Here is a 24,914-nt window from a genome sequence, read left to right as displayed (position 1 = left end):
TCTCGTACTCGGCCAGGATCCGCGCCTTGTAGGCGGCGGTGTATGTCCTGGTCCGGGGCTTTGCCGGCACCTCAGGATCGGGTACCGGTTGGTGCGATGTCACGGGGGGTGGTGCTCCTTGCTCGCCCTCACGGGTCAACGTTTCAGCAGGTTAACCTGCCTTCACCAAGGCTGACACAGAGGGGTGGCGCACAGGCGGTTCTCGACGCACCAACGCCCGTGGGCGTAGTGGTTGAGTTGTTCCGGGCCGGCCAGGTCGGCGCTGACGCTGCCGTGAATTTTTGCCGGTGCGAACGCCGTCGATACCTCCGGCGTCGCGGCGTAGCCGGAAGACTTGCGGGCTCCGGGTAGAGCGTTGCGACGTGGGTGAGGGTGGCGCCGCGGGCGTCAGGTCGGCGGAGGTTGCCGGCGAAGGCGCCGATGCGACGATGAGCGCGAGCTTGTTCGTATGTTTGTTCGAATCGGTCCAGTCAGCCTTTCGGCGGGTTTGCTCATCCGGCCGTCCCATGTGGACCTCGCATGAACGATGGTTCGGGTAACTGGTGGAGGGGGGTACGCTCCTCAATTGCCAGATGCCGATGCCTGGATGTCGCTCCGGTGCAGAGGACGCATCCACGTGCAGTGAACTGGGGGAATCCTGCATGTCGGAGCGCATCCACGTCGCGTTTGAGCAGCAGGTCCGGCGCGGGCCGGACCTGATCGCGGTGGTCGCCGGAACGGTGCGGATCTCGTACGGCGAGCTGGATGCGCGCGCCGACCGGGTCGCGGCACGGCTGCGCGCGGCGGGCGCCGGACCGGGCTCGCTGGTCGGCGTGTGCGCGCCCCGCGACGAGCACCTGCTGCCCGCGCTGCTGGGCGTGCTCAAGAGCGACGCGGCGTACGTGCCGCTGGACCCGGCATACCCCGCGCAGCGGCTTGCCTACATCGCCGCCGACACGGGCATGTCCCTGATCGTCACCACCCGCGCTGCCCGGGACGCCGTGGCCGGCCTGGCCGCCACCGCGCTGGTCGTCGACGACGGGCCGGCCGAGCCGGTTACCGCCAGTCCGGTCGACACCGGTAGCCCCGCGGACGCCGCCTACGTGATCTACACGTCCGGCTCCACCGGGCGGCCCAAGGGCGTCGTTGTGGAGCATCGGCAGACGATGAACCTGCTGCGGTGGGAGCAGTCGGCATACCCCGCCGAGGAGCTGCGCGGCATGCTCGCCACCGCGTCGATCTGCTTCGACCCGTCGGTCAGCCAGCTGTTCCTGCCGCTGATCGCGGGCGGCACGGTGATCCTGGCCGACAACCTGCTGGCGCTGCCCACTCTGCCCGCCCGCGACGAGGTGACCACCGTGTACGGCGTGCCGTCCGCGCTGGCTGCGCTGCTGCGGGAGCCGCTGCCGGGCGGCGTGCGCGCCGTGTTCGCCGGGGGCGAGCCGCTCACCCGGGCGTTGGTCGACCGGATCTACGCCAACCCGGGTGTGCGCCGGGTGCGTAACCTCTACGGCCCGACCGAGTGCACCACCACCTGCGCTGTCGCCGACGTGGGCCGGGACGAGCCGGAGGAGCCGTCGCTCGGCCGCCCCGCCGCGGGCGCGGTGCTGACCGTGCGCGACGCCGCGGGACGCCCGGTGCCGGACGGCGAGCTGGGCGAGCTGTGGATCGGCGGCCCGGTGGTGGCGCGCGGCTACCTGGGGCGGGAGTCGGCCGCGTTCGCCGTCGAGCCGGATGGCAGCCGTGTCTACCGCTCGGGCGACCTGGTCCGCCGCGACGGCGACGTGCTGCGCTTCGCGGGCCGGGCCGACGACCAGGTCAAGATCCGCGGGTACCGGGTGGAGCCGGGCGAGGTCGAGGCGCTGCTGGTGCGCCATCCCGCGGTGCGGCGCGCCTGCGTGCTCGCCCGGGCCGACGCCGACGGCGCGGCGTTCCTGGTCGGACACGTCGAGGCGGACGGCGTGGACGAGCGCGAGCTGCGCGCCTGGCTGGGCGCGCGGCTGCCCGAGCACCTGGTGCCGACCCGGTTGCGGGTCGCCGCGCGGCTGCCGCTCAACCCGAACGGCAAGATCGACAAGGCGGCGCTGCCGGAGGTCGCGGCCCGCCGGGACACCGCCGTCGCGTACGTCGCGCCGCGTACCCCGGCCGAGGCGGCGGTCGCGGCGCTGGCCGGCGAGGTGCTCGGCCTGCCGCCGGTGGGCGTGCTCGACCGCTTCGGCGACCTCGGCGGGCACTCGCTGACCGCGGCCCGGCTGTGCACGCTGGTCGGCCGCGAGTTCGGCGTCGCGGTGCCGTTGGCGGCGTTCCTCGCCGAGCCGACGGCCGCCGCGCTCGCCGCCCTGGTCACGGCAGCTGCCGCCGACGGGCCGGAGCACGCCGGGCGGGCCGTGGCGGCGTCGCCCGGCGCGCAGCCATCCGATCCCGTCGCGGATGGCGCCGGCTCCGGCGGGCGCTCGGTGCGTTCCCGTCTCGTGCGGCATGACGGCGTGGAGAGCTACCCGCTCACGCCGACGCAGCGGGAGCTGTGGACGTTGCGGCAGATCAGCAGTGTGCCGCAGGTGACGACGGTGGCATTCCGGGCCCGGCTGACCGGCCCGGTGACCGTCGACGGGCTGCGCCGGGCGCTGGACGCTCTGGTGGCACGGCACGAGGTGCTGCGCAGCCGCGTGGTCGAGCAGGACGGCGAGCCGATCGCCGTCGTGGGCGCGTACGCGGGCGTGCCGGTGACCGAACACGACCTGCGTGAGCTGCCCGCGGACGAGCGGGAGCGCCGCGCCGCCGAGATCGCCGCCGCGGCGGCGCGGCACGTGTTCGACCTCGCCGCGGCGGTGCCGCTGCTGCGCGCCGTGATGATCCGGCACGCCGCGGACGCCGCCGAGCTGGTGGTGGTCAGCGACCACGTCGCCTGCGACGGCTGGTCGGTGGGGGTGCTGCTCACCGACCTCGCGGCCGAGCTGGCCGAGCCGGGTTCGGCGCCCGGGCCGGCGGTGCAGGTCGGCGACGTCGCGCTGCGGTCCGATCCGCGGGCCGGGCAGGCCGCGCAGCGGTGGGGGCGGGAGCTGACCGGGGCCTCCGCGCCGGGCGAACTGTTCACCGGGCAGGGCGGGTTCCGGGGCGGGCGGCTGACCCGCGCGCTGCCGCCCGTGCTGGTCGCGGACCTCGCGGAGCTGGCCGCGGGCTGCGGGGCGAGTCTGTTCGCCGCGTACCTCACCGGCCTGGGGCTGCTGCTGGCCGGGCTCACCGCCCGCGCCGACGTGCTGGTGGGAGCGGTCGCGGCGCGCCGCGCCGAACCGGAGCTCGACCGGGTGGTCGGGCCGCTGGTCGACGTGCTGCCGGTGCGGCTGCGGCTGGACAGCTGCGCGACCCTGCGCGACGCGCTGGCCGCGGCGGCGTCGACCACGGCGCACGCGCTGGACCTGCCTCGGCCGTCCACGGAGGACCTGTTCCGGGCGGTGGGCACCCAGCCGCGCGGCGCGATGCTCACGCCGGTGGTGCTGTCGGCGCAGCCGGCGGGCATGCCGGTGCGCGGCCGGGCCGGCGCGATCACCGTCGAGCTGCTGGGCGAACTCGGCTGCGGCGCGGCGCAGAACCCGCTGACGGTGTTCGTCAACGAGACCGTCGACGGCGCCGAGCTACAGGTCGAGTACGACCTCGACCTGCTCGACCCGGCTGCCGCGGACGCGTTCGCCGACCGGCTGCTGCTGGTGCTGCGCGGGCTGCCGGGCGACCCGGACCGGCCGCTGGCGCAACTGCCGCTGGTCAGCGAGGCCGAGCGGGCCGAGTTGCTGCGCCGCGCCGAAGGCCCCGACCTGCGGCCGCCCGCGACGGTGGTCGACGCCATCGCAAGCCAGGTGGCGCGGCGGCCGGATGACGTGGCCGTGGCCGGACCCGCCGAACAACTGACGTTCCGGGCGCTGTGGGACCTGTCAACGGAGGTTGCCGGGGTGCTACGCGCAGCGGGCGTCGGCCGTGGCGACGTGGTGGGCGTGTGCCTGCCCCGCGACCACCGGCTGCCGTCGACCCTGCTCGGGGTGTGGCGGGCGGGCGCGGCGTACCTGCCGCTGGAGCCCGAGCTGCCCGCCGAGCGGCTGGCCTGGCTGGCCGCCGACGGCGGCGCGCGGGTGGTGCTGTGCCGCAAGGCCTCCGCCGACGCCGCCGCGGCGGCCGGGACCAGGCCGCTCGACCTGGACGCGGCCGCCCCGGCCGTGCCGGTGCGGCTGGACCCGGTCGGCGGCGGCGACCTGGCCTACCTGCTCTACACGTCCGGCTCGACCGGCACGCCCAAGGGCGTCGCGGTGACGCAGTCGGGGCTGGCCGCGCTGGCCGCCGCGTTGGGCCGCGAGCCGAGTCTCGGCCCGGGCGACCGCATGCTCGCGGTGGCGACGCTCAGCTTCGACACCTCCTGCGCGGAGATCTGGTCCAGCCTGTCGGCGGGCGCGTGCTGTGTGGTCGTGGAGCGCGACGCCGCGGTGGACGGGCACCGGCTGGCCGAGTGCCTCGCCGCGCACCGGATCACCGTGATGAACGTGCCGCCGACGATGCTGCGCACGCTGCTGGCGTCCGGCTGGGCCGGCGACCCGGACCTGCGGATCTGGAGCGGCGGCGAGACCCTCGACCCGGCTCTGGCCCGGGACCTGCTCGGCCGGGCGGGCGAGCTGTGGAACGTGTACGGCCCCACCGAGGCGACCGTGCTGTCGGCCGCGTACCGGGTGTCCGCCGTGGACGAGACGGTGCCGATCGGGCACCCGCTGCCCGGCGAGCGCCTCTACGTGATGGACCCGTTGGGCCGGCTCACCCCGCCCGGCGCGCCCGGCGAGCTGTGGATCGGCGGCGCGGGACCGGCGGCGGGCTACCACCGCCACCCGGAGCTGACCGCGGCCGCGTTCGTGCCGGACCCGCACCTGCCCGGCGGGCGCTGCTACCGCACCGGCGACCTGGTACGCCTGCGCCCCGACGGCGAACTGGCCTTCTGCGGCCGCCGCGACCACCAGCTGAAGATCCGCGGCTACCGCGTGGAACTCGGCGAGATCGAGTCGGCGCTGCGGGACCACCCGCAGATCGCGCACGCAGTCGTGACGGCGCACGGCCACGCCGCCGAGGCGCACCTGGTCGGCTACCTCGTCGGACGCCCCGCGGTCACCGGCGAGGAGGCCGCCGCCCACCTGCGCGCCCGCCTGCCGGAGTACCTGGTGCCGCACCGCTGGGTGGTGCTCGACGCGCTGCCGGTCATGCCCAGCGGCAAGGTGGACCTGGCCGCGCTGCCGCAGCCGGGAGCCGACCGCCCGCACACCCCGCCCCGCACGCTGATGGAGCAGCTCGTCGCGGAGATCTGGGCGCAGACACTGACGGCCGGGCGGATCGGCGCCGACGACAGCTTCTTCGGCCTCGGCGGCCACTCGCTGGCCGCGACGCGGGTGGCCGGGCGGCTGCGGGACACGCTCGGCTGCGCCGTGCCGGTGCGGCTGCTGTTCGACCATCCGGTGTTGTCGGCGTTCGCCCGGCGGCTGGAGGACCTTGTCATCGCCGAGATCGCGGCCGAGTCACGACAGGACTGACCATGACAATGACCGAGGACGCGCTGCGCGCCCTGATGGAGCAGCGGGTGGCCGCGGCCCAGGCGGCCGCCCGCACCGAGCCGGGCACCGCCATCCCGGCCCGCCGCGACCCGCGCGCCCCGCAGCCGCTGTCGGCAGCTCAGCGGCGACTGTGGTTCAACAGCCAGTTCGAGCAGCACCCGGCGATCTACCACGTGCCGCTGGTGCTGCGCCTGTCCGGGCCGCTCGACGCCGACGCGCTGCTCGGGGCGCTGCGGGACGTCGTCCAGCGACACGAGGTGCTGCGCAGCGTCATCACGCCCCGCGGCGACGACCCCGTCGCCGTCGCCGTGCCCGCCGACCGGGTGACCATGGCCCGCGCCGACGTCACCGCGGCCGCGCTGGACGCCGCGATCGTCGCGGAGCTGGGCCGGCCGTTCCGGCTCGACCAGGAGCCGCCGCTGCGCGCGATGCTGTTCCGCCTCACCGAGCAGGAGCACGTGCTGGCGCTGACCGTGCACCACATCGCCACCGACGCCCGGTCGCAGGACCTGATCATGGACGAGCTGGCCGCGGGCTACGCCGCCCGCCTCGGCCACGGCACGCCCCCGGCCGCACCGCGGCTGCAGTACGCCGACGTCACCGAATGGGAGCAGGGCCGCCCCGCGGACACCGCCGCCGCCGACTGGTGGGTACGCCGCCTCGCCGGGCTTGACCCGGTGCTGGCCCTGCCCACCGACCGCCCCTACCCGCCGGTCGCCGACTGGACCGCCGGCTACGTCCCGCTCACCCTGCCCGCCGAGCTGTCCCGGCGGCTGCGGGACGCCGCGCAGGCGGCGGGCGCGACACCGTTCATGGTGCTGCTGGCCGCCTGGCAGGCGCTGCTGGGCCGGCTGTGCCGCACCGACGACGTGGCCGTCGGCGTGCCCGAGTCCGGGCGGCGGCACCGCGACACCGAAGGCGTCGTCGGCTGCTTCATCAACACGCTGGTCATGCGCACCGACCTGTCCGGCGGCCCGACCGGCCGCGAGCTGCTGGCCCGGGTGCGGGAGACCACCCTCGACGCGTTCGCGCACGCCGACGTGCCGTTCGACCGGGTGGTGGAGGCCATCGCCCCGCAGCGCACCACCGCCACCACGCCGATCTTCCAGTCGATGCTGCTGCTGCTGGACGAGCCGCTGCGCGACCCGGCGCTGCCGGGCGTGCGGTTGACCCGGCTGGACTCCCCGCTGGATACCAACAAGTTCGACCTGGTCCTGTCGCTGACCGGCCACGCCGACGGCTACACCGGTTTCGTCAGCTACCGCGCGGACCTGCTCGACGACGCCACGGCGCGGCGCTGGGCGCGCTGGTTCGAGCGCCTGCTCGACGGGTTGCTGTCCGATCCGGACCGGCGGGTGTCCGAGCTGGACCTGCTCGATCCGGCGGAGCGGGCCGAGCTGCTCGCCTGGGGCACCGGCCCGGCGCTGCCCGCGGGCGCGCCCGCCACCGTGCCGGCGGCGGTGCTGGCGCAGGCGGCGGCCCGGCCCGACGCCGTCGCCGTGGACGCCCGCGACGGCAGGCTCAGCTACGGCGAGCTGGCCCGCGACTCGGCGTCGGTCGCGTCGGCGCTGCTGGCGCACGGCGCCGGGCGCGGCACGCCGGTTGGGCTCTGCCTGCCCCGGCGCCGGCACCTGCCCGCAGCGCTGGTCGGCGTCATGCGCGCCGGGTCGGCGTACCTGCCGCTGGAGCCCGACCAACCGGTCGCCCGGCTGCGCGACCAGATCACCGACGCCGGCGCGGGCGTGGTGTTGGCCGCGGCCGACACCTGGGAGCTGGCGCGGCGGCTGGTCGAGGGCACCGGCGCGGTGCTGCTCGACCTGGCCGACGCGCTGTCGACCCCGCCCGCCGCGCTGCCCGAGGTCGGCCCGGACGACCTCGTCTACGTGCTCTACACCTCCGGTTCGACCGGCCGACCGAAGGGTGTGGAGCTGACCCACGGCAACCTCGCCGCGTACGTCGCGGCCAACTGCGAGCTGCTGCCGGTCACCCCCGACGACGTGATGCTCGGCCTGACCGCGCTGTCGTTCGACGTGGCCGGGCTGGAGCTGTGGGTCGCGCTGACCCGCGGCCTGCGGCTGGCGCTGGTGGAGCGCGGCGACGCCGTCGACGGCCACCTGGTGGCGCGGCGCATCGCCGAGGCCGGGGTGACCGTGATGACGGCGACGCCGACCACGTTCCGGATGCTGGTCGCGGCCGGTTGGCAGGCCCCGGCGGTGCGGCTGGTCGCCATCGGTGAGGCCGTCGACCCCGGCCTGGCCCGCGAGCTGCTCGCACGCACCGGCGAGGTGTGGAACGGCTACGGCCCGACCGAGACCACCGTGACCTCGACCATGTTCCGGGTGGCGGCTCCGGTCGGGCCGACCGTGCCGATCGGGTCGCCGATGGCGGGGGAGTGGGTGTACGTGATGGACGCCGCCGGGCGGTTCGCGCTGCCGGGCACGGTCGGCGAGCTGTGGATCGGCGGGGCCGGGGTGGCGCGCGGCTACCGCGGGCGGCCGGACCTGACCGGGGCCGCGTTCGTCGCCGACCCGCTGCGCCCCGGCGAGCGCTGCTACCGCAGCGGTGACCTGGTGCGCTGGCGTGCCGACGGACTGCTGGACTTCGTCGGCCGCGACGACGGCCAGGTCAAGGTGCGCGGGCACCGCGTCGAGCTGGGCGAGATCGAGGCGCGACTACGCGCCGCGCCGGGCGTCGCGCAGGCAGCGGTGGCGGTCGCGGGCGCGGGCGCGGGCGCGGGCGGGGACACACACCTGGTCGGATACCTGGTGGCGCAGCCGGGGGCGGCCGTGTCCACGGCGGAGCTGGAGACCCGGCTGCACGCCGTGCTGCCCGACCACATGGTGCCGCGCCGCTGGGCGGTGCTGGACGCGCTGCCGGTCAACGCCTCCGGCAAGCTGGACCGCCGGGCGCTACCCGCGCCGCGGCAGGCGGCCCGCGCGCACGTGCCCCCGCGGACCGACGCCGAACAGCTGGTGGCCGAGGTGTGGGGCGCGGCGCTGCACCGCGACGGGTTGTCGGCGTACGACGACTTCTTCGCCCTCGGCGGGCACTCGCTGGCGGCGACGCTGGTCGCCGGGCGGCTGCGCGAGGCCCTGGAACTGCCGGTGCCGGTGCGGCTGCTGTTCGAGCAGCCGGTACTGGCCGGGTTCGCGGCCGCGCTGGAGGAGCTGCTGCTGGCCGAGGTGCAGCCGCAATGACCGTCACCGACAACCAGCGCAGCCTGCTGCGCGACCGCCTCGCCCAGGCCCGGCGCACCATCCAGGCCCCGGCGGGCATCCCCGCCGGAGATCCGGACCAGCCCGCGCCGCTGTCCCGCGCGCAGGCCCGGCTCTGGTTCCTCCACCAGCTCGAACCCGACAGCGCCGCCTACCACGTGCCCGCGGCGGTGCGGATGCGCGGGCCGCTGGACACCGGCTCTCTGACCGCGGCGGTACGCGACCTCGCCACCCGTCACCATGTGCTGCGCACCCACTTCGTGGACCATGACGGCGAGCCGCAGGCGGTGCTCGGCGACGCGGACCGGGTGCCGGTCACGGTCGTCGACGCCGACCCGGCGCGGCTGACCGAGCTGCTGCTGGCCTGCCGGGACCGGCTGTTCCGGCTGGACCGGGAGCCGCCGCTGCGCGCGGAGGTCTTCCGGCTGGCGCCCGACGAGCACGTGCTGCTGCTGGTCGTGCACCACATCGCCTGCGACGCGTGGTCGCTGGAGCTGATGCTCGCCGAACTGGGCGACCTCTACGCCGCCCGGGTCGCGGGCAGCCCCGCACCGCCTGCGCCACAGCTGCAGTACGCCGACTTCGCCCGCTGGCAGGCCGCCCGCCCGGCGCCCGACGCGGAGCTGGACTGGTGGGCCGGGCAGCTGTCCGGCCTGGAACCGGTGCTGGACCTGCCCACCGACCGCCCCCGGCCGGCGGTCGCCGACTGGACCGCCGGGCAGATCCCGGTGGAGCTGCCCGCCGCCCTGGCGGCACGGATCGGCGAGCTGGCCGCCGCGACCGCGGCGACGCCGTTCATGGTGCTGCTGGCCGCGTGGCAGGCGACGCTGGCGAGGGTGTGCGGCACCGACGACGTGGCGGTCGGCGTGCCGCACGCGGGCCGCCACCACCCCGGCGTGGAGCGGATGGTCGGCTGCTTCATCGGCACGCTGGTGCTGCGCGGCGACCTCTCCGGCGATCCGACCGGCCGCGAGCTGCTGGTTCGGGTACGCGAGCGGGCGCTGGACGCGTTCGGGCACGCCGAGACACCGTTCGAGCGCATCGTGGACCGGCTGCAACCGGAGCGCAACCTCGCCACCACCCCGGTGTTCCAGGTGCTGCTCAACGTCCTGGACACCTCGGCCGCGCCACCGTGCCTGCCCGGCGCCGCCGAGCTGGAGCTGCCGATCCGCACCACCAAGTACGACCTGAACCTGGCCCTGTCACGGGTGGACGGCGGCGGCTACCGGGGTAGCCTGCTCTACCGCGCCGACCTGTTCGAGCAGCACACCGCACGACGGCTGGCGGGGTGGTTCCGCTCGCTGCTGGCCGGGCTGGTGGCCGAACCGGACCGGCCGGTCGGGCGGCTGCCGCTGGAGCCGCACGCCGCGGCGGGGCCGGACGGCCCGCAGGCCGCCTACCCGCTGGACCGGCCGCTGCACGAGCTGATCGCCCGGCACGCGGCCACCAGCCCGCACGCCGTGGCGGTGGTCGCCGCCGACGGGACGCTCGACTACGCCGAGCTGGACCGCCGGGCGGCGGTCGTGGCCGGGCGGCTGCTGGCCGCCGGGCTGCGGCCGGAGGAGCCGGTCGCGGTGCTCACCGAGCGGGGCGTCAGCCTGCCGGTGGCGATGCTGGGCGTGCTGCGGGCGGGCGGGGTGTACCTGCCGGTCGATCCCGGCTACCCGGACGGGCGGCTGGCCGGGATCCTGGACACGGCCCGGGCCCGGTTCGTGCTGACCGAACCCGAGCACGCCGGGCGGGTGCCGGGCCGCGAGGCACTGGTGGTCGCCGACCTGTCCGGGGAAGCCGCCGCGCCGGTGCCGGTGCCGCCCGAGCGGCTCGCCTACCTGATCTTCACGTCGGGCTCCACCGGGCAGCCTAAGGGCGTCGCCGTCGAGCACCGGCACATCACCCACTACCTGCACGCGGTCGCCGACCGGATCGGGCGGCCGGGCTCGTACGCCCTGGTGTCCACGCACGCCGCCGACCTCGGCCTGACCAACCTGCTCGGCGCGCTGGCCACCGGCGCGACCGTGCACCTGCTGGACCGGGAGACCGCCACCGACCCGCAGGCGTTCGCGGCATACCTGGCCGGACACCCGGTCGAGGCGATCAAGATGGTGCCCAGCCACCTGGAGCTGCTGGCCGCGCACGGCGACCTCGCGGCGCTGCTGCCGCAGCGGCTGCTGGTGCTGGCCGGCGAGCCGTGCCCGTGGGAGCTCGTCGAACGGGTCGAGCAGGCCCGGCCGGACCTGGAGGTGCAGGTCCACTACGGACCGACCGAGACCACCGTCTCGGTGTTCGGCTGCCGGGTGGCCGAGGTGCCCACGCGGCACCGGCACGGCATCGTGCCGATCGGGCGGCCGTTCGCGAACGTGCGCTGCCGGGTGACCGACCCGGCCGGCCGCGACGTGCCCGCCGGGGTACCCGGCGAACTGCGCATCGGCGGCCCCAGCGTGTCCCGCGGCTACCTGGATACGGCCGACGGCCGCTTCGCCGACGGCTGGTACCGCTCCGGCGACCGGGTGCGGGTGAACGCGTCCGGGCTGGTCGAGATCCTCGGACGGGTCGACGACCAGGTCAAGGTCCGTGGCTTCCGGGTCGAGCTGAACGAGGTCGCCATCGCGCTGCGGGAGGCGCCCGGCGTCGCCGAGGCCGTGGTACTGCCGGTCGGGCAGGCGCACACCCGGCGGCTGGCCGCCTGGATCACCCCCGCGACCGCCGACCCGGCGCTGGTCCGTGCCGCGCTGCGCGACCGGCTGCCCGACTACATGGTCCCGGCCGTCATCACCGCCCTGCCCGCGCTGCCGCTGACCGCCAACGGCAAGGTGGACCGGGCCGCGCTGCCCGCACCCGAGGCGCCCGCCGCGGCCGACCGCGTGCCGCCGTCGACCCCGATGGAGCTGCGCGTCGCCGCCGCGTGGGCGCAGGTGCTGGAGTGCGGCGAGATCGGCGTCGACGACGACTTCTTCGCCCTCGGCGGTGACTCGTTCAAGGCCGTGCGGGCGGTGCGCGCCATCGACCCGCAGCTGCGCGTAATCGACCTGTTCACCAGGCCCACCGTGCGCGAGCTGGCCGCGCACCTGGCCGGCGGGGCCCGCCCCGACGGGCTGCTGCACCGCCTGGCCGGCCCGGCTGCGGCCGCCCTGACCATGGTGTGCGTGCCGTACGGCGGCGGCTCGGCGGCCGCGTACGGTCCTTTCGCGACGGAGCTGGCGCAGCGCCTGCCCGGCACGGCGGTGCTCGCCGTCGAGCTGCCCGGGCACGACCCGGCCCGGCCCGACGAGCCGCAGCTGCCGCTGCCGGAGCTGATCGACCGGATCGCGGCGGAGCTGCCGAACGGACCCGTCCTCGTCTACGGGCACTGCGTCGGCTCCGCCGCCGCCACCGAGCTCGCGCTGCGACTGGAGTCGGACGGCCGCGAGGTCGTCGGCCTGGTCGTCGGCGGCAGCTTCCCCGCAGCGCGGCTGCCCGGACGGCTGTCGGCCTGGCTGCACCGGCGTGTCCCGGCGACCTGGTGGACCTCGGACCGGGCCTACCGCGACTTCCTGCGCACGCTCGGCGGCCTCGACGACGAGGGCCTCGACGCCGACGTGATCCTGCGCGGGCTGCGCCACGACGTGGACCAGGCCCAGACCTGGTTCACGCACGAGCTGACCCGGCCCGACCGGCGGCGGCTGCGGGCCCCGGTGCTGTGCGCCATCGGCGCCCGCGACCGCTCCACGGAACTCTACGAGGAGCGCTACGCCGAGTGGGGCGCGTTCGCCGACCGGGTCGAGCTGGCCGTGGTGCCCCGCGCGGGCCACTACTTCCTCAAGCACCAGGCGGCCTGGCTGGCCGAACGGGTCGTTGCCGCGGTGGCGGGCTGGCGCGCCGGCCGGCTGCCGCAGCCGCTGGCCGCCGACACGGTGACCGGCGGCGCGGCCCGCCGCGACCTGCGCGAGTTCTACCTGATGGCGGCCGGACAGTCGATCTCGCTGGTCGGCGCGGCGCTCAGCTCGTTCGCGCTCGGCGTGTGGGCGTACCAGCGTAGCGGCCGGGTCGCCGACTACGCGCTGGTCACGATGCTGGCGCTGCTGCCCGCGATCCTGGCGCTGCCGCTGGGCGGCGCGATCGCCGACCGGGTGGACCGGCGGCGCATCATGCTGGCCTGCAACGGCACCGGCGCGCTGATCATGTCGACTATGGTCGCGCTGCTGGCCGTGGACCGGCTCAGCATCGCAGGCGTCGGGATCCTGGTCGGGCTGCTGTCGGCGGTGACCGCGTTCCACCGGCCAGCGTACCTGGCGGCGGTGGCGCAGCTGGTGCCCAAGCCGTACCTCGGTCAGGCCAACGCGCTGGCCAACCTGGGGCCGGGAATCGGCCAGCTGATCGCCCCGCTGGCCGGCGGTGCGCTGATCACCACGCTCGGCCTGCCCGGCGTCGTGGTGGTGGACGTGCTGTCGCTGCTGGCCGGCTTCGCCACGCTGCTGGCAGTGCGGCTGCCCGACCGGCTGTTCCGCCGCCAGGAGGAGACCTTCACCAGAGCGATAGCGGGCGGCTGGCGGTTCCTCGTCCGGCGGCGACCACTCATGATCATGATCGGGTTCTTCGTGGTGGAGAACTACCTGGCCATGCTCGCCCTCGCGGTCACCGTGCCCACCGTGTACGCGTTCAGCGACGCCACCGGCGTCAGCATCGTGACCGCGTGCAGCGGCCTCGGCGCGGGCCTCGGCGCGCTGGCCATGGTGCTGTGGGGCGGGTCGCGCCGCCGTGCCCTCGGCATGGTCGGCTTCGTCTCCGGCGTCGGCCTCGGCGCGCTCCTGGTCGGCGTGCGGCCGTCGCTGCCGGTCGCGGCCGCGGGCAGCCTGGTCTGGTATGCCTCGCTGACCATCCTCAACGCCCACTGGCTAGCCCTCATCCAGGTCAAGGTGGGCCTGGACCTGCAGGGCCGGGTGCTGGCCACCAACCAGATGCTCGCGGTGGCGATGACGCCGTTGGCGTTCCTCACCGCACCGCCCCTGGCCGAAGTCGCGCAGCCGCTGCTGGCCCCCGGCGGCGTCCTGGCCCATACGGTCGGGCGGGTCGTCGGCGTGGGCGACGGCCGGGGCAGCGGATTCGTCCTGGTCGCCTGCGGGCTGCTGCTGGCGCTGTGGGGCGCGCTCGGCCTGGCCTACCGCCCACTGCGCCGGATGGAGGACGACCTGCCCGACGCCGTCGCCGGGGCGGAAATCGCCGACAGCCTCGACAAGGTGCAGGCCGCCGCGGATCGCGAGGTCCTGACCGTGCGCTGACATCGACGGGTGCGCTCCGATCCGGATGAACGCAAGGTGAAAGCGGTGTGCCCCGTGGAACGCCGTCTCAACTGAGGCTGGCCGGCCACTCAGATGCCTCCGGCGTCCGCAGGCGAGGCCCGCTACGTCTCCGGGACGGCGAACGGCCTCCCGGGGCGGCCGGCGGGGGCCGGGTACGCAGAATGGCAATGGTGTGCGTCTGGCTGGCGGCTTGCGTGATCGACCGGCCTCAACCCTCGGATTCGCTGGATGATGCCATTGGTGAGGACGGTCAACAATGGCCACTGCTGGCTCTCGTTCGGCGGCCTGTGGACGGCATGATCTTGAGCTACGCCGTGCGGCCGGCAACATGGTTGCCCGACAGTCAGAAGAGGGTGGAGGTTGGCGGCCTGCCTCGTCGGTCTGGCACGTCGCAGTGACCGGGTGCCCGAGCAGCCTTTCCAGGCATCCACGCAGTGCCCGAGACCACTCAGCGTCCTGTAGCCACAGCGGGTGCCGTTGGTGATTACGGCGATGCCACCGCCTGGGCGCAGCAGCGGCCTGGCGGCGCGGAACAGGGTGTCGCGGTCCATGAAGTGGATAGCGACGGCAACGGTCACCGCCCCGACCGTTCGGTCGCCGAGCAACCGGCTCAGCACGGGCAGGTCCCTGTCCGTGCCGAGCAGCCAGGCGGCGTTGGCCCTTCCGCCCTTGAGGGCGGCACGCCGGGCCAATGCCAGCATGTCTGGCTCCGGGTCCACGCCGACGACGGCTCCCACCCGGGTGGCGATTGGCAGGCTCAATTGCCCGGTGCCGCAGCCGAGGTCGACGACCGTGTCGTTCGCGCTGAGGCCGAACGCCCCGACGATCGCGTCAAGCACCTCGGGTGGGTAGCCGCGCCGGTGTCTCGCGTAGTACGCGGCCACCTCACCGCTGAAGCCCGCTCCCATGCCCCCAGCCTGCCGGCAGCATGAAACGGAATGCGAGTGATTCTGCTCAGAGCACGGCCAATCTGTCGGCAGAACAACCGAAAGAGGCCGCAGTGCGTCCCGTCCTGCAGGTACCCGATCAGAAAACCGCATCTGGCCGACGACCGGGCGGTGTACGACGTACCGCTGCTGCTCGGCGAGGAGGAGGGCTACTTCGGCGGCCTGGGGCGAGTGTCCATGGGTCTGCTGATGAGCAGCGAGTGCTGCTGGATCCGCTGCAGCACGCCTCAAACAGTCGCCTGAGCCCGAGCCCGCTTGCATCCGCTTCTGTCGATGTGCGGATGCCGACAGCTTGGGGACGAAGGGACACCCTGAGGGATCGGCAGCAGATTTCCCCTAGCCAAACTGCTGCCGATCCCTTGACCGATCCGGTCAGCGGCCCGACTGGACAACCCGTCCTCGCCGGGTCCCGCGCCGGAGGCAGGCCGCCGTCATCTGCTCGCCCGCACAGAGTGACCCAGCCGTAAGCCGTAGCGGCATAGCGGGATCCGATCCGGCTGGGGCGAGCCCAGCACTGGTCAGGGCAACTGGCCCGGCCGGTCGACGATTGCGACCCGGAGCAGCGCGGCAGCCGATTGCAGCGACTCCTTGCCGTTCCGCACCACCGACCCACGGGTGCCGAGGTAGACGTGGGTGTCTCGGTCGAAGATGAAGTCTTCGTTACCACCGATCACACCGGGCATCCGAATCGCCACCCCATGTCGGCCGGCGGCGTCCACCACGTCGCCCGATATGACGACCGCTCCGGGCTCCCGTGCCAGCAGTTCGAACAGCGCCGCCAGCGCTCGGGGCGGTACGTAGCCGTCGAGCATCGACCGCGCGGTGGTGTACGGCATGCTCTCGTCCCCGTACACGGCCTGCTCATCGGCTGCCTCGGGGAGATGCAGGTCAACCGGGTGTTCCCGAAGGTATTGAAGCAGCTCGTCCGGATCGGTGGGCAGGTCGCCGTGGTACGCGGGCGACGGGAATACATCGAGCTCTTTGTCGGGATCGGCGGGATCGTTCGGGCGGAGCACCTTCAGTTCGCTCCACCCGTTCGGATCGGTCTCCGGTCGGTAACGTGCCTGCGTGTGCGCAACTCCCCCGGCCGACTGCCAAATCTGCGTCCGTACGGTGGTGTACGGGCCGCTGTCCGGCTTCTCCCGCGTCGTCGCCAGGACTTCCGTGAAGACATACTGATCGGGTCGGGCGGTGAGCTCGGGCTGCTGCCGGGCGGCATCGGCCGCCATACGGAGGATCTCCGACGCGCTGGCCGTGGGCGGCGGCTGGTTGCCCACCCTCATCGTCTGGACCGCCAGGCCACCGACGGTCAGTGCGACTGCCAGCCCGAATGCTCCGGCGAGGCGCCAACCGCGTAGGAACCGGGTACGGCGTCCGACCGGACGGGCCGCCGAAAGCATCTCGGCCCGCCGGACAACGTGTGCCGTTAGATCCGTGAGGAGCTGCTCCTCGAAACCGTGCGGCGACTGTTCGATCTTGTTCATAGCGTCATCTCCGTCTCATCAGACGAGGGTGGTGGCCGAGTGGGCGAGCCCGGCGCGTACGACGCGACGGGCACGATGCAGGCGGACCCGAGCGGCGACCGGGGACATCCCGAGCGCGGTCGCCGCCTCCGCGACGGTGAGGCCGTCCACGGCGACGAGTTCGACCAGCGTCCGGGTGCCCTCGGGTAGCTCGCTCAGCGCTCGATGGGTACGGCGGGCCGCCGACTCGGCGTCGATCCGCTCCTCGATGCGGGCGATGTCGTCGGCGCCCAGGTCCCGTCGTCCGGCCAGTCGGCCGGTCACCCGCAGCCGTTGGGCCGCCCGACGCCGCTCGTCGCCGATGACGTTGCGGGCCACCCCGAACAGCCAGCCGATCTGGCTACCCCGGTCTGGCCGGTAGCCGGCCGCCGATTCGATCACCGCCAGGAACACGTCGGCGGTCAAGTCGGCGGCGAGGTGTGGGTCGTCGACCCGCCGCGCCACGAACCGGCCCACCGCCTCCAGGTGCCGCCGGTAGAAGACCTCGAAGGCCACCGGATCGACTCCGATGCCGGAGATGTCACCCTCCGCTTGGCTAGGGTCATTCACAGGCCGTCCTCTCTGGTAGCCGCTACACCCCTTCTTCGTAAGGCGGAGCCCCGGTGTTACCGAACCATCCGGCACGACAAACAGGTGGATGGCGGGTAGGGAGGACGACCGAGCAGCAAGATCGGGCACAAGAAGTGCTCTGTCAATGACCGATCGCTCCTGAATCGACGATCCGGTCGTCGCAGACGCGAATCGGGTCGGCTCGCGGTCCAGCGCCGGCGGCGACCGTGCGACAGGCGTAGGAGCCGACGGCAGTCATCTTCCACGGGTGTCCGATGACCTGCCGCACGTCGGTCCGTAGGTTCGGTTCGACCGTTGTGGCGCCTGACCCGTGTTATGCCGACGAGGGACCTCGAGCCGCTGGTCGACGGGTGGTGTGGGGAGGAGGAGCACGCAGATGCGAAGAGGGAAGCTTGCCGGGCGCGGCTCGGTGCTGGCCTTGGCGGTCGTGGCCGCCGGCCTGCCGGCGACCGGCGCGCTGGCCGGGCCGGGGGCCGACGAACGCCCTGCCAGCGCGGAAGACTGCGCGCAGTGGTCGTACCCGGGAGACCCCGGCTTTGTCGCCACGAGTCCAGGGGAACTAGATGCCGCTAAAGCCAGTTGGGAAACGCCGGAATATGGTTATTATACCGGCCATAATCCTTCTACTCCTGGCACAGCGGTCAATTCCCCATGGCAGCTCGACGCGGTAAACGCGTCCACCGCCTACGCCCTCGGGTACTGCGGGCAGGGCGTCACGCTGGGCATGATGGATTCGGGCTACAGGCCTACACACGAAGCATTTCAGACCGAGCTGATCGAGTCGGTGACAGGGGAGGGTGTCTACGGCACGTCCGGGTACGGGTATCGTGGCGCGACCCCGGCGAACCCTTTTACTGCGGGTGAGTGGTTCACTGTGGCCGGTGATCAGGCGAGAACAAGTGACTACTCGCACGGGACCGGCATGCTTGGGGTTACCTCCGGTAAGCGCGATGGTATAGACCAGCACGGCATCGCCTTTGGATCGAAGATGTATGTCGCCAAGACCGGCGGTTCCGATAGCCAGTCCCACGGTCCCTTCCACGATTACGTGTACTGGTATACAGCCAATAAGGCCCTGGTCGACGCCGGCGCCCAGGTCATCAACAGCAGTTGGGGCTCTTATGTCCAGACTCTTGACAGAACCCGCTATGACGGCCTAGGAAACGACCTTGGAGTCAACGGCAATCGCGCCAACGCTTACCAGGTGACTGGCAAAGACAGCGCCAGCGCCACGGCAATGGCGACCATTATCCCCAACGAGCACCTGAAGGATCTGGAGTACCAGTATTTCTTCTTCAAGAAGAGCTATTCGGAAGGCGGCATTCAATACAATCCGAACTACCCCGGACGTTCCTTTATGGACGCCATCTGGGATGCCATCAAGGACAGCGGTACCGTCAACGCAAGGTCGGCCGGCAACAACGACTGGAGCAACCCGTATTTTCGCCCGGCGTATCCCCTCTTCAATCCCTTGGCGGAAAAGCAGTGGATAGCCGTCGGCGGGGTGCAACCGCCCACTGCGACCAATCCCGAATACACAAAGCAGTTCGGGTATAACGAGGCCGGGCTCGCCAAATGGTGGAACGTGTCTACCCCTTCAAACAACGTTCGGACCACGAGCAGCGGTGGTGACACTAACTATTCAAACTCAAGCGGCACGTCACCGGCAACGCCCGTGGCGACAGCGGTGATGGGGGTTCTGCTCTCCCGCTATCCCGACATGGACGCCAAGCAGGTGCGTGAGCTGATGTTCACCACGGCGAACAACAAGATGTCCGACGGCGTGAGGTTCCTCGGCACCGGGCAAACCTCCCCCTCCGGGGCATCCATCGCCTGGACCGCTCCCGACGGTCTTCCGGACGAACGCTGGGGCTGGGGGATTCCCGATCTGGCCAAGGGCATGTACGGCCCCGGCCAACTCCTGAGCCCCATGACCTACAACATGGATAAAGCGCCCCTGGACGTCTGGTCGAACGACATCAGCCAGATCGCGATCAAGGAAAGGGAAAGGGAAGATCTGGAGTGGCTGGCGGGCTACAAGAAGCAAGGCATTGCCTACGCCGGTGAATTCAGCCCCAACGTGCTGAAGCCGGACGGCACGCTTGACAAGCAGGCCTTCATGCTCCAGGGCATTTTGGGTGATCCCCACATCCAAGCCATCACTAACGGCCATCCCGAGTTGTACGACAAGATCACCTATGAGGACGCCGTCAAGTGGCGCAAGGAATGGATGGACGAGCGGGCCGCCTACATTCAGAACAACATCGACAACAACCTCTACGCGGCTTCTCTGACCAAGCAAGGCCCCGGAACGCTGATCATGACGGGCGACAACACCTACGAGGGCGGCACGACGATTGCAGGCGGTGAGCTTTCGATCACCGGCTCGCACGCAAGCTCGATCGACGTCAAGGGCGGCACGCTCGGCGGCAGTGGCAGCGTGGGTGACAGCGTGACCGTCACCAGCGGCGTGCTGCGGCCCGGGCTCGCGTCCGACGAGGCCGCGCAGCTCACCGGCATCTCCGCGGGCAACGTCCTGAACGTCGGCGGGAACGTGACCGTCGGCAGGCAGGGTCGCGTCGCCGTCACGATCTCCGGCGACCGGGACTACACGAGCGTCCGGGCGGCGGGCAAGCTGGTGCTGGACGGCGAGCTGGACCTGGACGTGCAGGGCAAGCTGACCCCGGGCACCGTGTTCACGATCATGAGCGGTAGCTCGATCAAGGGCGCCTTCCACGCGCTGCCCGAGAACCGGGCCCTGAACGTGGGCGGTTACCTGTTCCGGGTGTCCTACAAGAACAACAGCATGACGCTGACGGTCATGCACCCAGTGCCGAACAACGGGAAGTAGGCCGTGATCTGCGGCTTGACCATGGTCGAGCCGTGGTGAAGGGACCGTGAGGAAAGGTGGGCCGCGACGCCGAGATCGGCGTCGCGGCCCACCAATTCGTCCGGCCCGCCCCGTGCCCCTCATTCCGTGACGGCCCGCGGAGCAGGCGCCTACTGGGCGGGCGCCGCCGGCTCGGAGTCGGTCACCCATCTCGGGTGGGCGGCGACGAGCGCGTCGACCCAGTACCGGGCGGAGCGTGCCGGCCGCATCGACGAGCACGACCTGCCGCCGGGGTTCGTCGCCCGGCTCGCGGCGCAGGGTCGCGGTGATCGCGACCAGGTCTCGCCCCGGGTGGGGCGCTGCCTGGGCGATGTCCGCGATGTCGTGTGGCCCGGTGCGCCGAAACGAGCGGTGGAGGTGGGACACCCACGCCTCGACGGCGGCGTACCCGGGTTCCTCGAAGGTGGTCACGCTGGCAGGTCCCTGGCGTTTTGCAAATCGATTGGCTACCGTGCCGATCGGACCCTCACACCAAGGAGAAGCATGGACAGTGGGCGCACCCGTCAGGCCCTGGTCGTCCGGGGTGGCTGGGAGGGGCACAGCCCGGTCGCGGCGACCGAGAGGTTCATCCCCTTCCTCGAGGAGCACGGCTACGCCGTCGAGGTGCACGAGAGCCCCGAGGTGTACGCCGACGGCGAGAAGCTCGCCGCGACCGATCTCGTCGTGCAGTGCTACACCCAGGGCGTCGCCACCGACGAACAGGTACTCGGGCTGTCCGCCGCGGTCGCGGGCGGCACCGGTCTCGCCGGCTGGCACGGTGGCGTCTGTGACTCCTTTCGCGGCTCGCCCGACTACCTACACCTCACGGGCGGGCAGTGGGCCGCACATCCCGGCGGCTTCGTCGAGTACGAGGTGGCCGTCGTGCCGGAGCGGCGTGGGCATCAGATCGTCGAGGGCCTGGACCGCTGGGCGCTGAACACCGAGCAGTACTGGGTGCTCACCGACGAGCTGAACGACGTGCTCGCCACGACCACGTTCGGCGTGCGTGACGACACGCCATGGCGGGAGGAGGTGACCTGCCCCGCGGTCTGGACCCGCAAGTGGGGGAAGGGCAGGGTCTTCGTCTCGACGATCGGCCACAAGCTGGAGGACCTCGACCACCCAGATGTGCGGACGCTGACCGAGAGGGGTCTGCTGTGGGCGAGCCGCTGACCCGGGAACCGATTCGGATCATCCTCGACACGGACCTGGCCATGGGGGCACCGGGGTCGGACATCGACGACGGCTTCGCGCTCGCGCTGGCCCTGGCCGACCCCGGTCTCCGCGTCGAGCTGGTCACGACGGTCGGTGGCAACAGCGACGTCGTGACCTCGACCCGGCTGACTCGTGAGCTGCTCGAGGTGCTCGGCCGCGGCGACGTGCCCGTGGTGCAGGGTGCCCCGGCCGATGTCGTCGCGGCCGAGGAGATCGCGCGTCGGGTGCTCGCCGAGCCAGGGCAGTTGACCATCGTCGCGATCGGACCGCTGACCAATGTCGCACGCGCGCTCGCGGTCGCGCCGGGGGTCGCCGGCGCGGTCCGCGAGGTCGTCGTCATGGGTGGGGTGTTCCTCGAGCAGACGAACGTCGCGGCGATGCCGGGCGAGTACAACTTCTGGTGCGACCCGGAGGCGGCCCAGGCGGTCTGCGAGAGCGGCGCGCGCCTGCGGTTCGTCGGACTCGACGTGACCCGTCAGGTGCGGCTGAGCCGCGAGGACGCCCGAGCCCTTGCATCCGAAGGGGAGTTCGGCCGGATCGCCGCAGGCCATACCGAGGCCTGGATCGACTTCCAGGAGCGGGTCAAGCCGCGAGAGGCGATCGAGCAGGGCAGCTGCGCGCTGCACGACCCGCTCGCCGTCGCGGTGGTCACCCGTCCGGATCTGGTCACCTGGACCGAGGCGCACGTCGCCATCGAAACGGCCGGCCGGGTCACGCGCGGGGTGGCGGTGGCCGACCTCCTGATGTGGGAGAACCCACCCGAGCCCAACTGCCGGATCGCGACAGCGGTGGACGCGCGGGCCTTCCGGGAGCTGTTCCTCGAGCGGATGGCGGCTCTGCCGTAAGCGTGTCAGGGCCTGGCCGTGGCGGAGATCGTGACTGAGATCGGCTCTGGCCTGAATGACAAGCCCCGCCAGCTGCATCACCTCCTCGCCGACCCGACTGCGGCGGTGATCGGGGTCGAGCGCAAGGACCGGCTGGCCCGGTTCGGTGTGGAGTACCTGCAAGCCGCGCTCGCTGCGACGGGGCGTCGTCTGGTGGTTCTCGACCCGGAGGAATCCACGGACGACCTGGTCAAGGACATGGCCGACGTGTTGACGTCGATGTGTTCCCGGCTGTATGGGCAGCGTGCGGCGAAGAACCGTGCGGCCCGTGCTCTGGCCGCCGTGACCCGCGTGGAACCGCTGGTGTGAAGAAGTTCGAGCCGCCTCCCGGTTTCGTGGTGCAGGCGTTCCGGTTCGCGTTGGATCCGAACGCCACGCAGGAGCGGCGGCTGCGGTCCGCACTGTGGTGCGGCTCGGCCGGCTTCGGAGAGATCCGCCGCCAGACCGCCTACAAGACCGACTGGACCGGCGGCACCCACGTGGTCGGCGACCGCTGGTACCCGTCGTCCAATACCTGCCGCGCGGTGAAAGCCAAGCTGGGTGGTCCTGGACGAGGCCAGCTCGCTGCTCGATCCGACCACGGCACGGCGTACCGAGCGGTCCCTCGCCGCCCTGCTCCAGGGCCGTACGGTGATCGCCGTCGCCCACCACCTGCACACCGCGCACGCGGCCGATCGGGTCGCAGTGGTCGAAGGCAGGCGCGTCAGCGAGCTCGGCGCGCACGACGAGCTGGTCGCCGCCGATGGAGCGTACGCCGCGCTGTGGCGTTCATGGCACGGAACCGACCCGCCCGTCTGACCGGTTGGCTGCGTTGACCGAAAGGTGCGCACCCCTTAGCGTGTTCGCCTAGCAAACCGATTTGCACCGGCCCGAAGGAGAGATCATGAGCGCGCATCAGCCCTGCGGCCCGCGGTCCGAGCTCGGGGTAGCGATGATCGGCTACGCGTTCATGGGTGCCGCTCACTCCCAGGGGTGGCGCAACGCGCACCGGTTCTTCGACCTGCCGGTCCGCCCGGCGATGAGCGTGATCTGCGGCCGCACCGAGTCCGCCACCAGGGCGGCCGCCGACAAGATGAGATGGGCGGACTGGACGACGGACTGGCGGCAGGTACTCGACCGGGATGATGTTCAGGTCGTCGACATCTGCACGCCGGGCGACACGCACGCCGACATCGCCATCGCGGCCCTGGAGGCCGGGAAGCACGTGCTGTGCGAGAAGCCGCTGGCGAACACCGTCGCCGAGGCCGAGCAGATGAACTCCACGGCCGAGGCGGCACAAGCGCGAGGCGTCCTGTCCTCCGTCGGATTCAACTACCGGCGTACACCGGCGCTCGCCTACGCGAGGCGGCTCGTCGAGGAAGGCGCCGTGGGCACGGTTCACCACATTCGTGCCCACTACCTGCAGGACTGGATTGTGGACCCGGAGTTCCCGCTGGTCTGGCGACTGCAGAAGGACAAGGCCGGATCCGGTGCGCTGGGCGACATCGGCGCACATGCCGTCGACCTCTCCCAGTTCCTCACCGGCCAGCGCCTGACCGAGGTCTCGGGCCACCTCACCCGCTTCGTCGAGCGCCGTCCCGTCGCACGGGCAACGTCCGGGCTGAGTGCGAGCGGCGGCGTCGAGACCGGCGAGGTCACCGTCGACGACGCCGCGGTGTTCTTCGGGCGCACCGACGGCGGCGCGCTCGCGACCTACGAGGCGACCCGGTTCGCCAGCGGGCGCAAGAACGCCATGCGGATCGAGCTGAACGGCTCGGCCGGCAGCATCGCCTTCGACTTCGAGTCGATGAACGAGCTGCACGTGTACGACGGCACCGCGCCTTCCCGTGATGCCGCGTTCCGCCGGATCCTGGTCACCGAACCCGACCATCCCTACACCGGCGTCTGGTGGCCTCCCGGCCACGGACTGGGCTACGAGCACACGTTCGTGCACGAGATCGCCGACTTCGTGCGCGATGTCGCAGCCGGCACGCCACCGGCGCCGTCGTTCGCCGACGGCCTCCAGGTCCAGCGGGTGCTGGACGCCGTTGAGCGATCCTCGGCAGCGGGCGCCGGCTGGACCGCAGTCTGACCAATGCCCGACGGGAGCACCCGTGCGCGCGCTCCCCGGCAGCGAATCGGGCCGCCTGCGGCGTCGTTCGCCGCCGCGTTCTCCCCAGGCCGCTGACCGGTCGCCCTTACCGGCCACCCACTACTGAGAGGTACACACTTGAGCAAGCTGCGCGTCGGCGTGATCGGACTGGGCGAGGTCGCCCAGGTCATCCACCTGCCCGTCATCGAGTCGTTGCCCGACCGCTACGAGCTCGCGGCGATCTGCGACATCTCGCCGGGCCTGCTGGAGCGTCTGGGCGCTCGCTATCGGGTCGAGCACCGCTACACCGACTTCCGCGAGATGCTCGCCGCCGGCGGCCTGGACTGCGTGCTCGTGCTCAACAGCGACGAGTACCACGCGGACTGCACGGTCGCGGCGCTCGACGCGGGTCTCGACGTACTGGTCGAGAAGCCGATGTGCCTCAGCCCCCGCGAGGCACAGGAGATCATCGCGGCGCGCGACCGGTCGGGGAAGACCGTGATGGTCGCCTACATGCGGCGTTTCGCACCGGCGTTCACCGAGGCGGTCCAGAAGCTGCCCGAGCTCGGCCCGATCCGCTACGTGCGTGTCCACGACGTGATCGGCGAAAACCGGCTGATCGTCGACCAGACGTCGTACGTCGACCGGCCGGACGACGTCCCGGAGGAGGCGGTCGACGAGAAGTGGGCGCGCCGCTCGGCGCTCGTGAAGGAGGCGCTGGGCGACGTTCCCCAGGAGCTGGAGTGGACCTACGGGTTGCTCTGCGGCCTCGGCAGCCACGACCTCTCC

The 24,914-nt window shown here is 72.4% G+C and carries 12 protein-coding genes and 2 pseudogenes; 11 read left to right on the top strand and 3 right to left on the bottom strand.

Going from position 1 to position 24,914, the window contains the following annotated elements; all coding sequences use genetic code 11:
• The first annotated feature begins 641 nt into the window (after window positions 1-641).
• The 3 genes from ABZ570_RS27625 to ABZ570_RS27615 are packed head-to-tail and all read left to right on the top strand — an operon-like array spanning window position 642 to window position 14,025.
• Window positions 642-5,534 (top strand): amino acid adenylation domain-containing protein, encoded by a 4,893-nt coding sequence (locus tag ABZ570_RS27625; protein ID WP_358069690.1) that lies wholly within the window; start codon window positions 642-644, stop codon window positions 5,532-5,534.
• 2 nt (window positions 5,535-5,536) lie between these two features.
• Window positions 5,537-8,752: an amino acid adenylation domain-containing protein gene (locus ABZ570_RS27620; RefSeq protein WP_358069687.1), complete on the top strand. Its 3,216-nt coding sequence runs from the start codon at window positions 5,537-5,539 to the stop codon at window positions 8,750-8,752.
• Complete coding sequence (locus ABZ570_RS27615) at window positions 8,749-14,025, top strand: amino acid adenylation domain-containing protein (RefSeq protein WP_358069684.1); 5,277 nt, start codon at window positions 8,749-8,751, stop codon at window positions 14,023-14,025. The genes ABZ570_RS27620 and ABZ570_RS27615 overlap by 4 nt, the downstream gene beginning before the upstream one ends.
• Window positions 14,026-14,147: 122 nt before the next feature.
• On the opposite strand, the gene ABZ570_RS27610 is transcribed toward ABZ570_RS27615, so the two are convergent.
• Complete coding sequence (locus ABZ570_RS27610) at window positions 14,148-14,954, bottom strand: class I SAM-dependent methyltransferase (RefSeq protein WP_358069681.1); 807 nt, start codon at window positions 14,952-14,954, stop codon at window positions 14,148-14,150.
• Window positions 14,955-15,104: 150 nt separating this feature from the next.
• On the opposite strand from ABZ570_RS27610, the gene ABZ570_RS27605 reads away from it, so the two are divergent.
• Window positions 15,105-15,236 carry a hypothetical protein gene (locus ABZ570_RS27605; RefSeq protein WP_358069678.1) on the top strand — a complete coding sequence of 44 codons (132 nt, stop codon included), beginning with the start codon at window positions 15,105-15,107 and terminating at the stop codon, window positions 15,234-15,236.
• 275 nt (window positions 15,237-15,511) lie between these two features.
• Here ABZ570_RS27605 and ABZ570_RS27600 read toward each other — a convergent pair whose 3' ends face one another.
• Both ABZ570_RS27600 and ABZ570_RS27595 read right to left on the bottom strand, forming a co-directional pair.
• Window positions 15,512-16,477 carry a CU044_5270 family protein gene (locus ABZ570_RS27600; RefSeq protein ID WP_358069675.1) on the bottom strand — a complete coding sequence of 322 codons (966 nt, stop codon included), beginning with the start codon at window positions 16,475-16,477 and terminating at the stop codon, window positions 15,512-15,514.
• Between the two features lie 18 nt (window positions 16,478-16,495).
• On the bottom strand, window positions 16,496-17,065 hold the full coding sequence (locus ABZ570_RS27595; RefSeq protein ID WP_358069672.1) for a sigma-70 family RNA polymerase sigma factor: 570 nt from the start codon (window positions 17,063-17,065) through the stop codon (window positions 16,496-16,498).
• A 397-nt stretch (window positions 17,066-17,462) separates the two neighbouring features.
• Here ABZ570_RS27595 and ABZ570_RS27590 point away from each other — a divergent pair, with 397 nt between their 5' ends.
• The 7 genes and pseudogenes from ABZ570_RS27590 to ABZ570_RS27560 form a co-directional block, all read left to right on the top strand.
• The gene (locus ABZ570_RS27590) at window positions 17,463-19,937 is read left to right on the top strand and encodes a S8 family serine peptidase (protein WP_358069669.1); all 2,475 of its coding nucleotides are present in this window, start codon (window positions 17,463-17,465) and stop codon (window positions 19,935-19,937) included.
• Window positions 19,938-20,459: 522 nt separating this feature from the next.
• Window positions 20,460-21,128 (top strand): ThuA domain-containing protein, encoded by a 669-nt coding sequence (locus tag ABZ570_RS27585; protein ID WP_358069666.1) that lies wholly within the window; start codon window positions 20,460-20,462, stop codon window positions 21,126-21,128.
• Window positions 21,113-22,015, top strand: a complete 903-nt coding sequence (locus ABZ570_RS27580; protein ID WP_358069663.1) for a nucleoside hydrolase — start codon at window positions 21,113-21,115, stop codon at window positions 22,013-22,015. The genes ABZ570_RS27585 and ABZ570_RS27580 overlap by 16 nt, the downstream gene beginning before the upstream one ends.
• Before the next feature lie 6 nt (window positions 22,016-22,021).
• Window positions 22,022-22,363 (top strand): annotated as a pseudogene (locus tag ABZ570_RS27575) (IS607 family transposase); the annotation flags it as partial.
• Between the two features lie 231 nt (window positions 22,364-22,594).
• Window positions 22,595-22,852 (top strand): annotated as a pseudogene (locus ABZ570_RS27570) (ABC transporter ATP-binding protein); the annotation flags it as partial.
• Between the two features lie 85 nt (window positions 22,853-22,937).
• The gene (locus ABZ570_RS27565) at window positions 22,938-24,125 is read left to right on the top strand and encodes a Gfo/Idh/MocA family oxidoreductase (RefSeq protein ID WP_358069660.1); all 1,188 of its coding nucleotides are present in this window, start codon (window positions 22,938-22,940) and stop codon (window positions 24,123-24,125) included.
• Between the two features lie 138 nt (window positions 24,126-24,263).
• On the top strand, window positions 24,264-24,914 hold a 651-nt coding region (locus ABZ570_RS27560; protein WP_358069657.1), incomplete at its 3' end, for a Gfo/Idh/MocA family oxidoreductase.

The organism is Micromonospora sp. NPDC007271 (genome assembly GCF_040634005.1).
In the GTDB taxonomy this organism is placed as follows: Bacteria; Actinomycetota; Actinomycetes; order Mycobacteriales; family Micromonosporaceae; genus Micromonospora.
The sequence above is the reverse complement of the archived record's forward strand: the minus strand, read 5'-3'. Positions and strand labels throughout refer to the sequence as shown.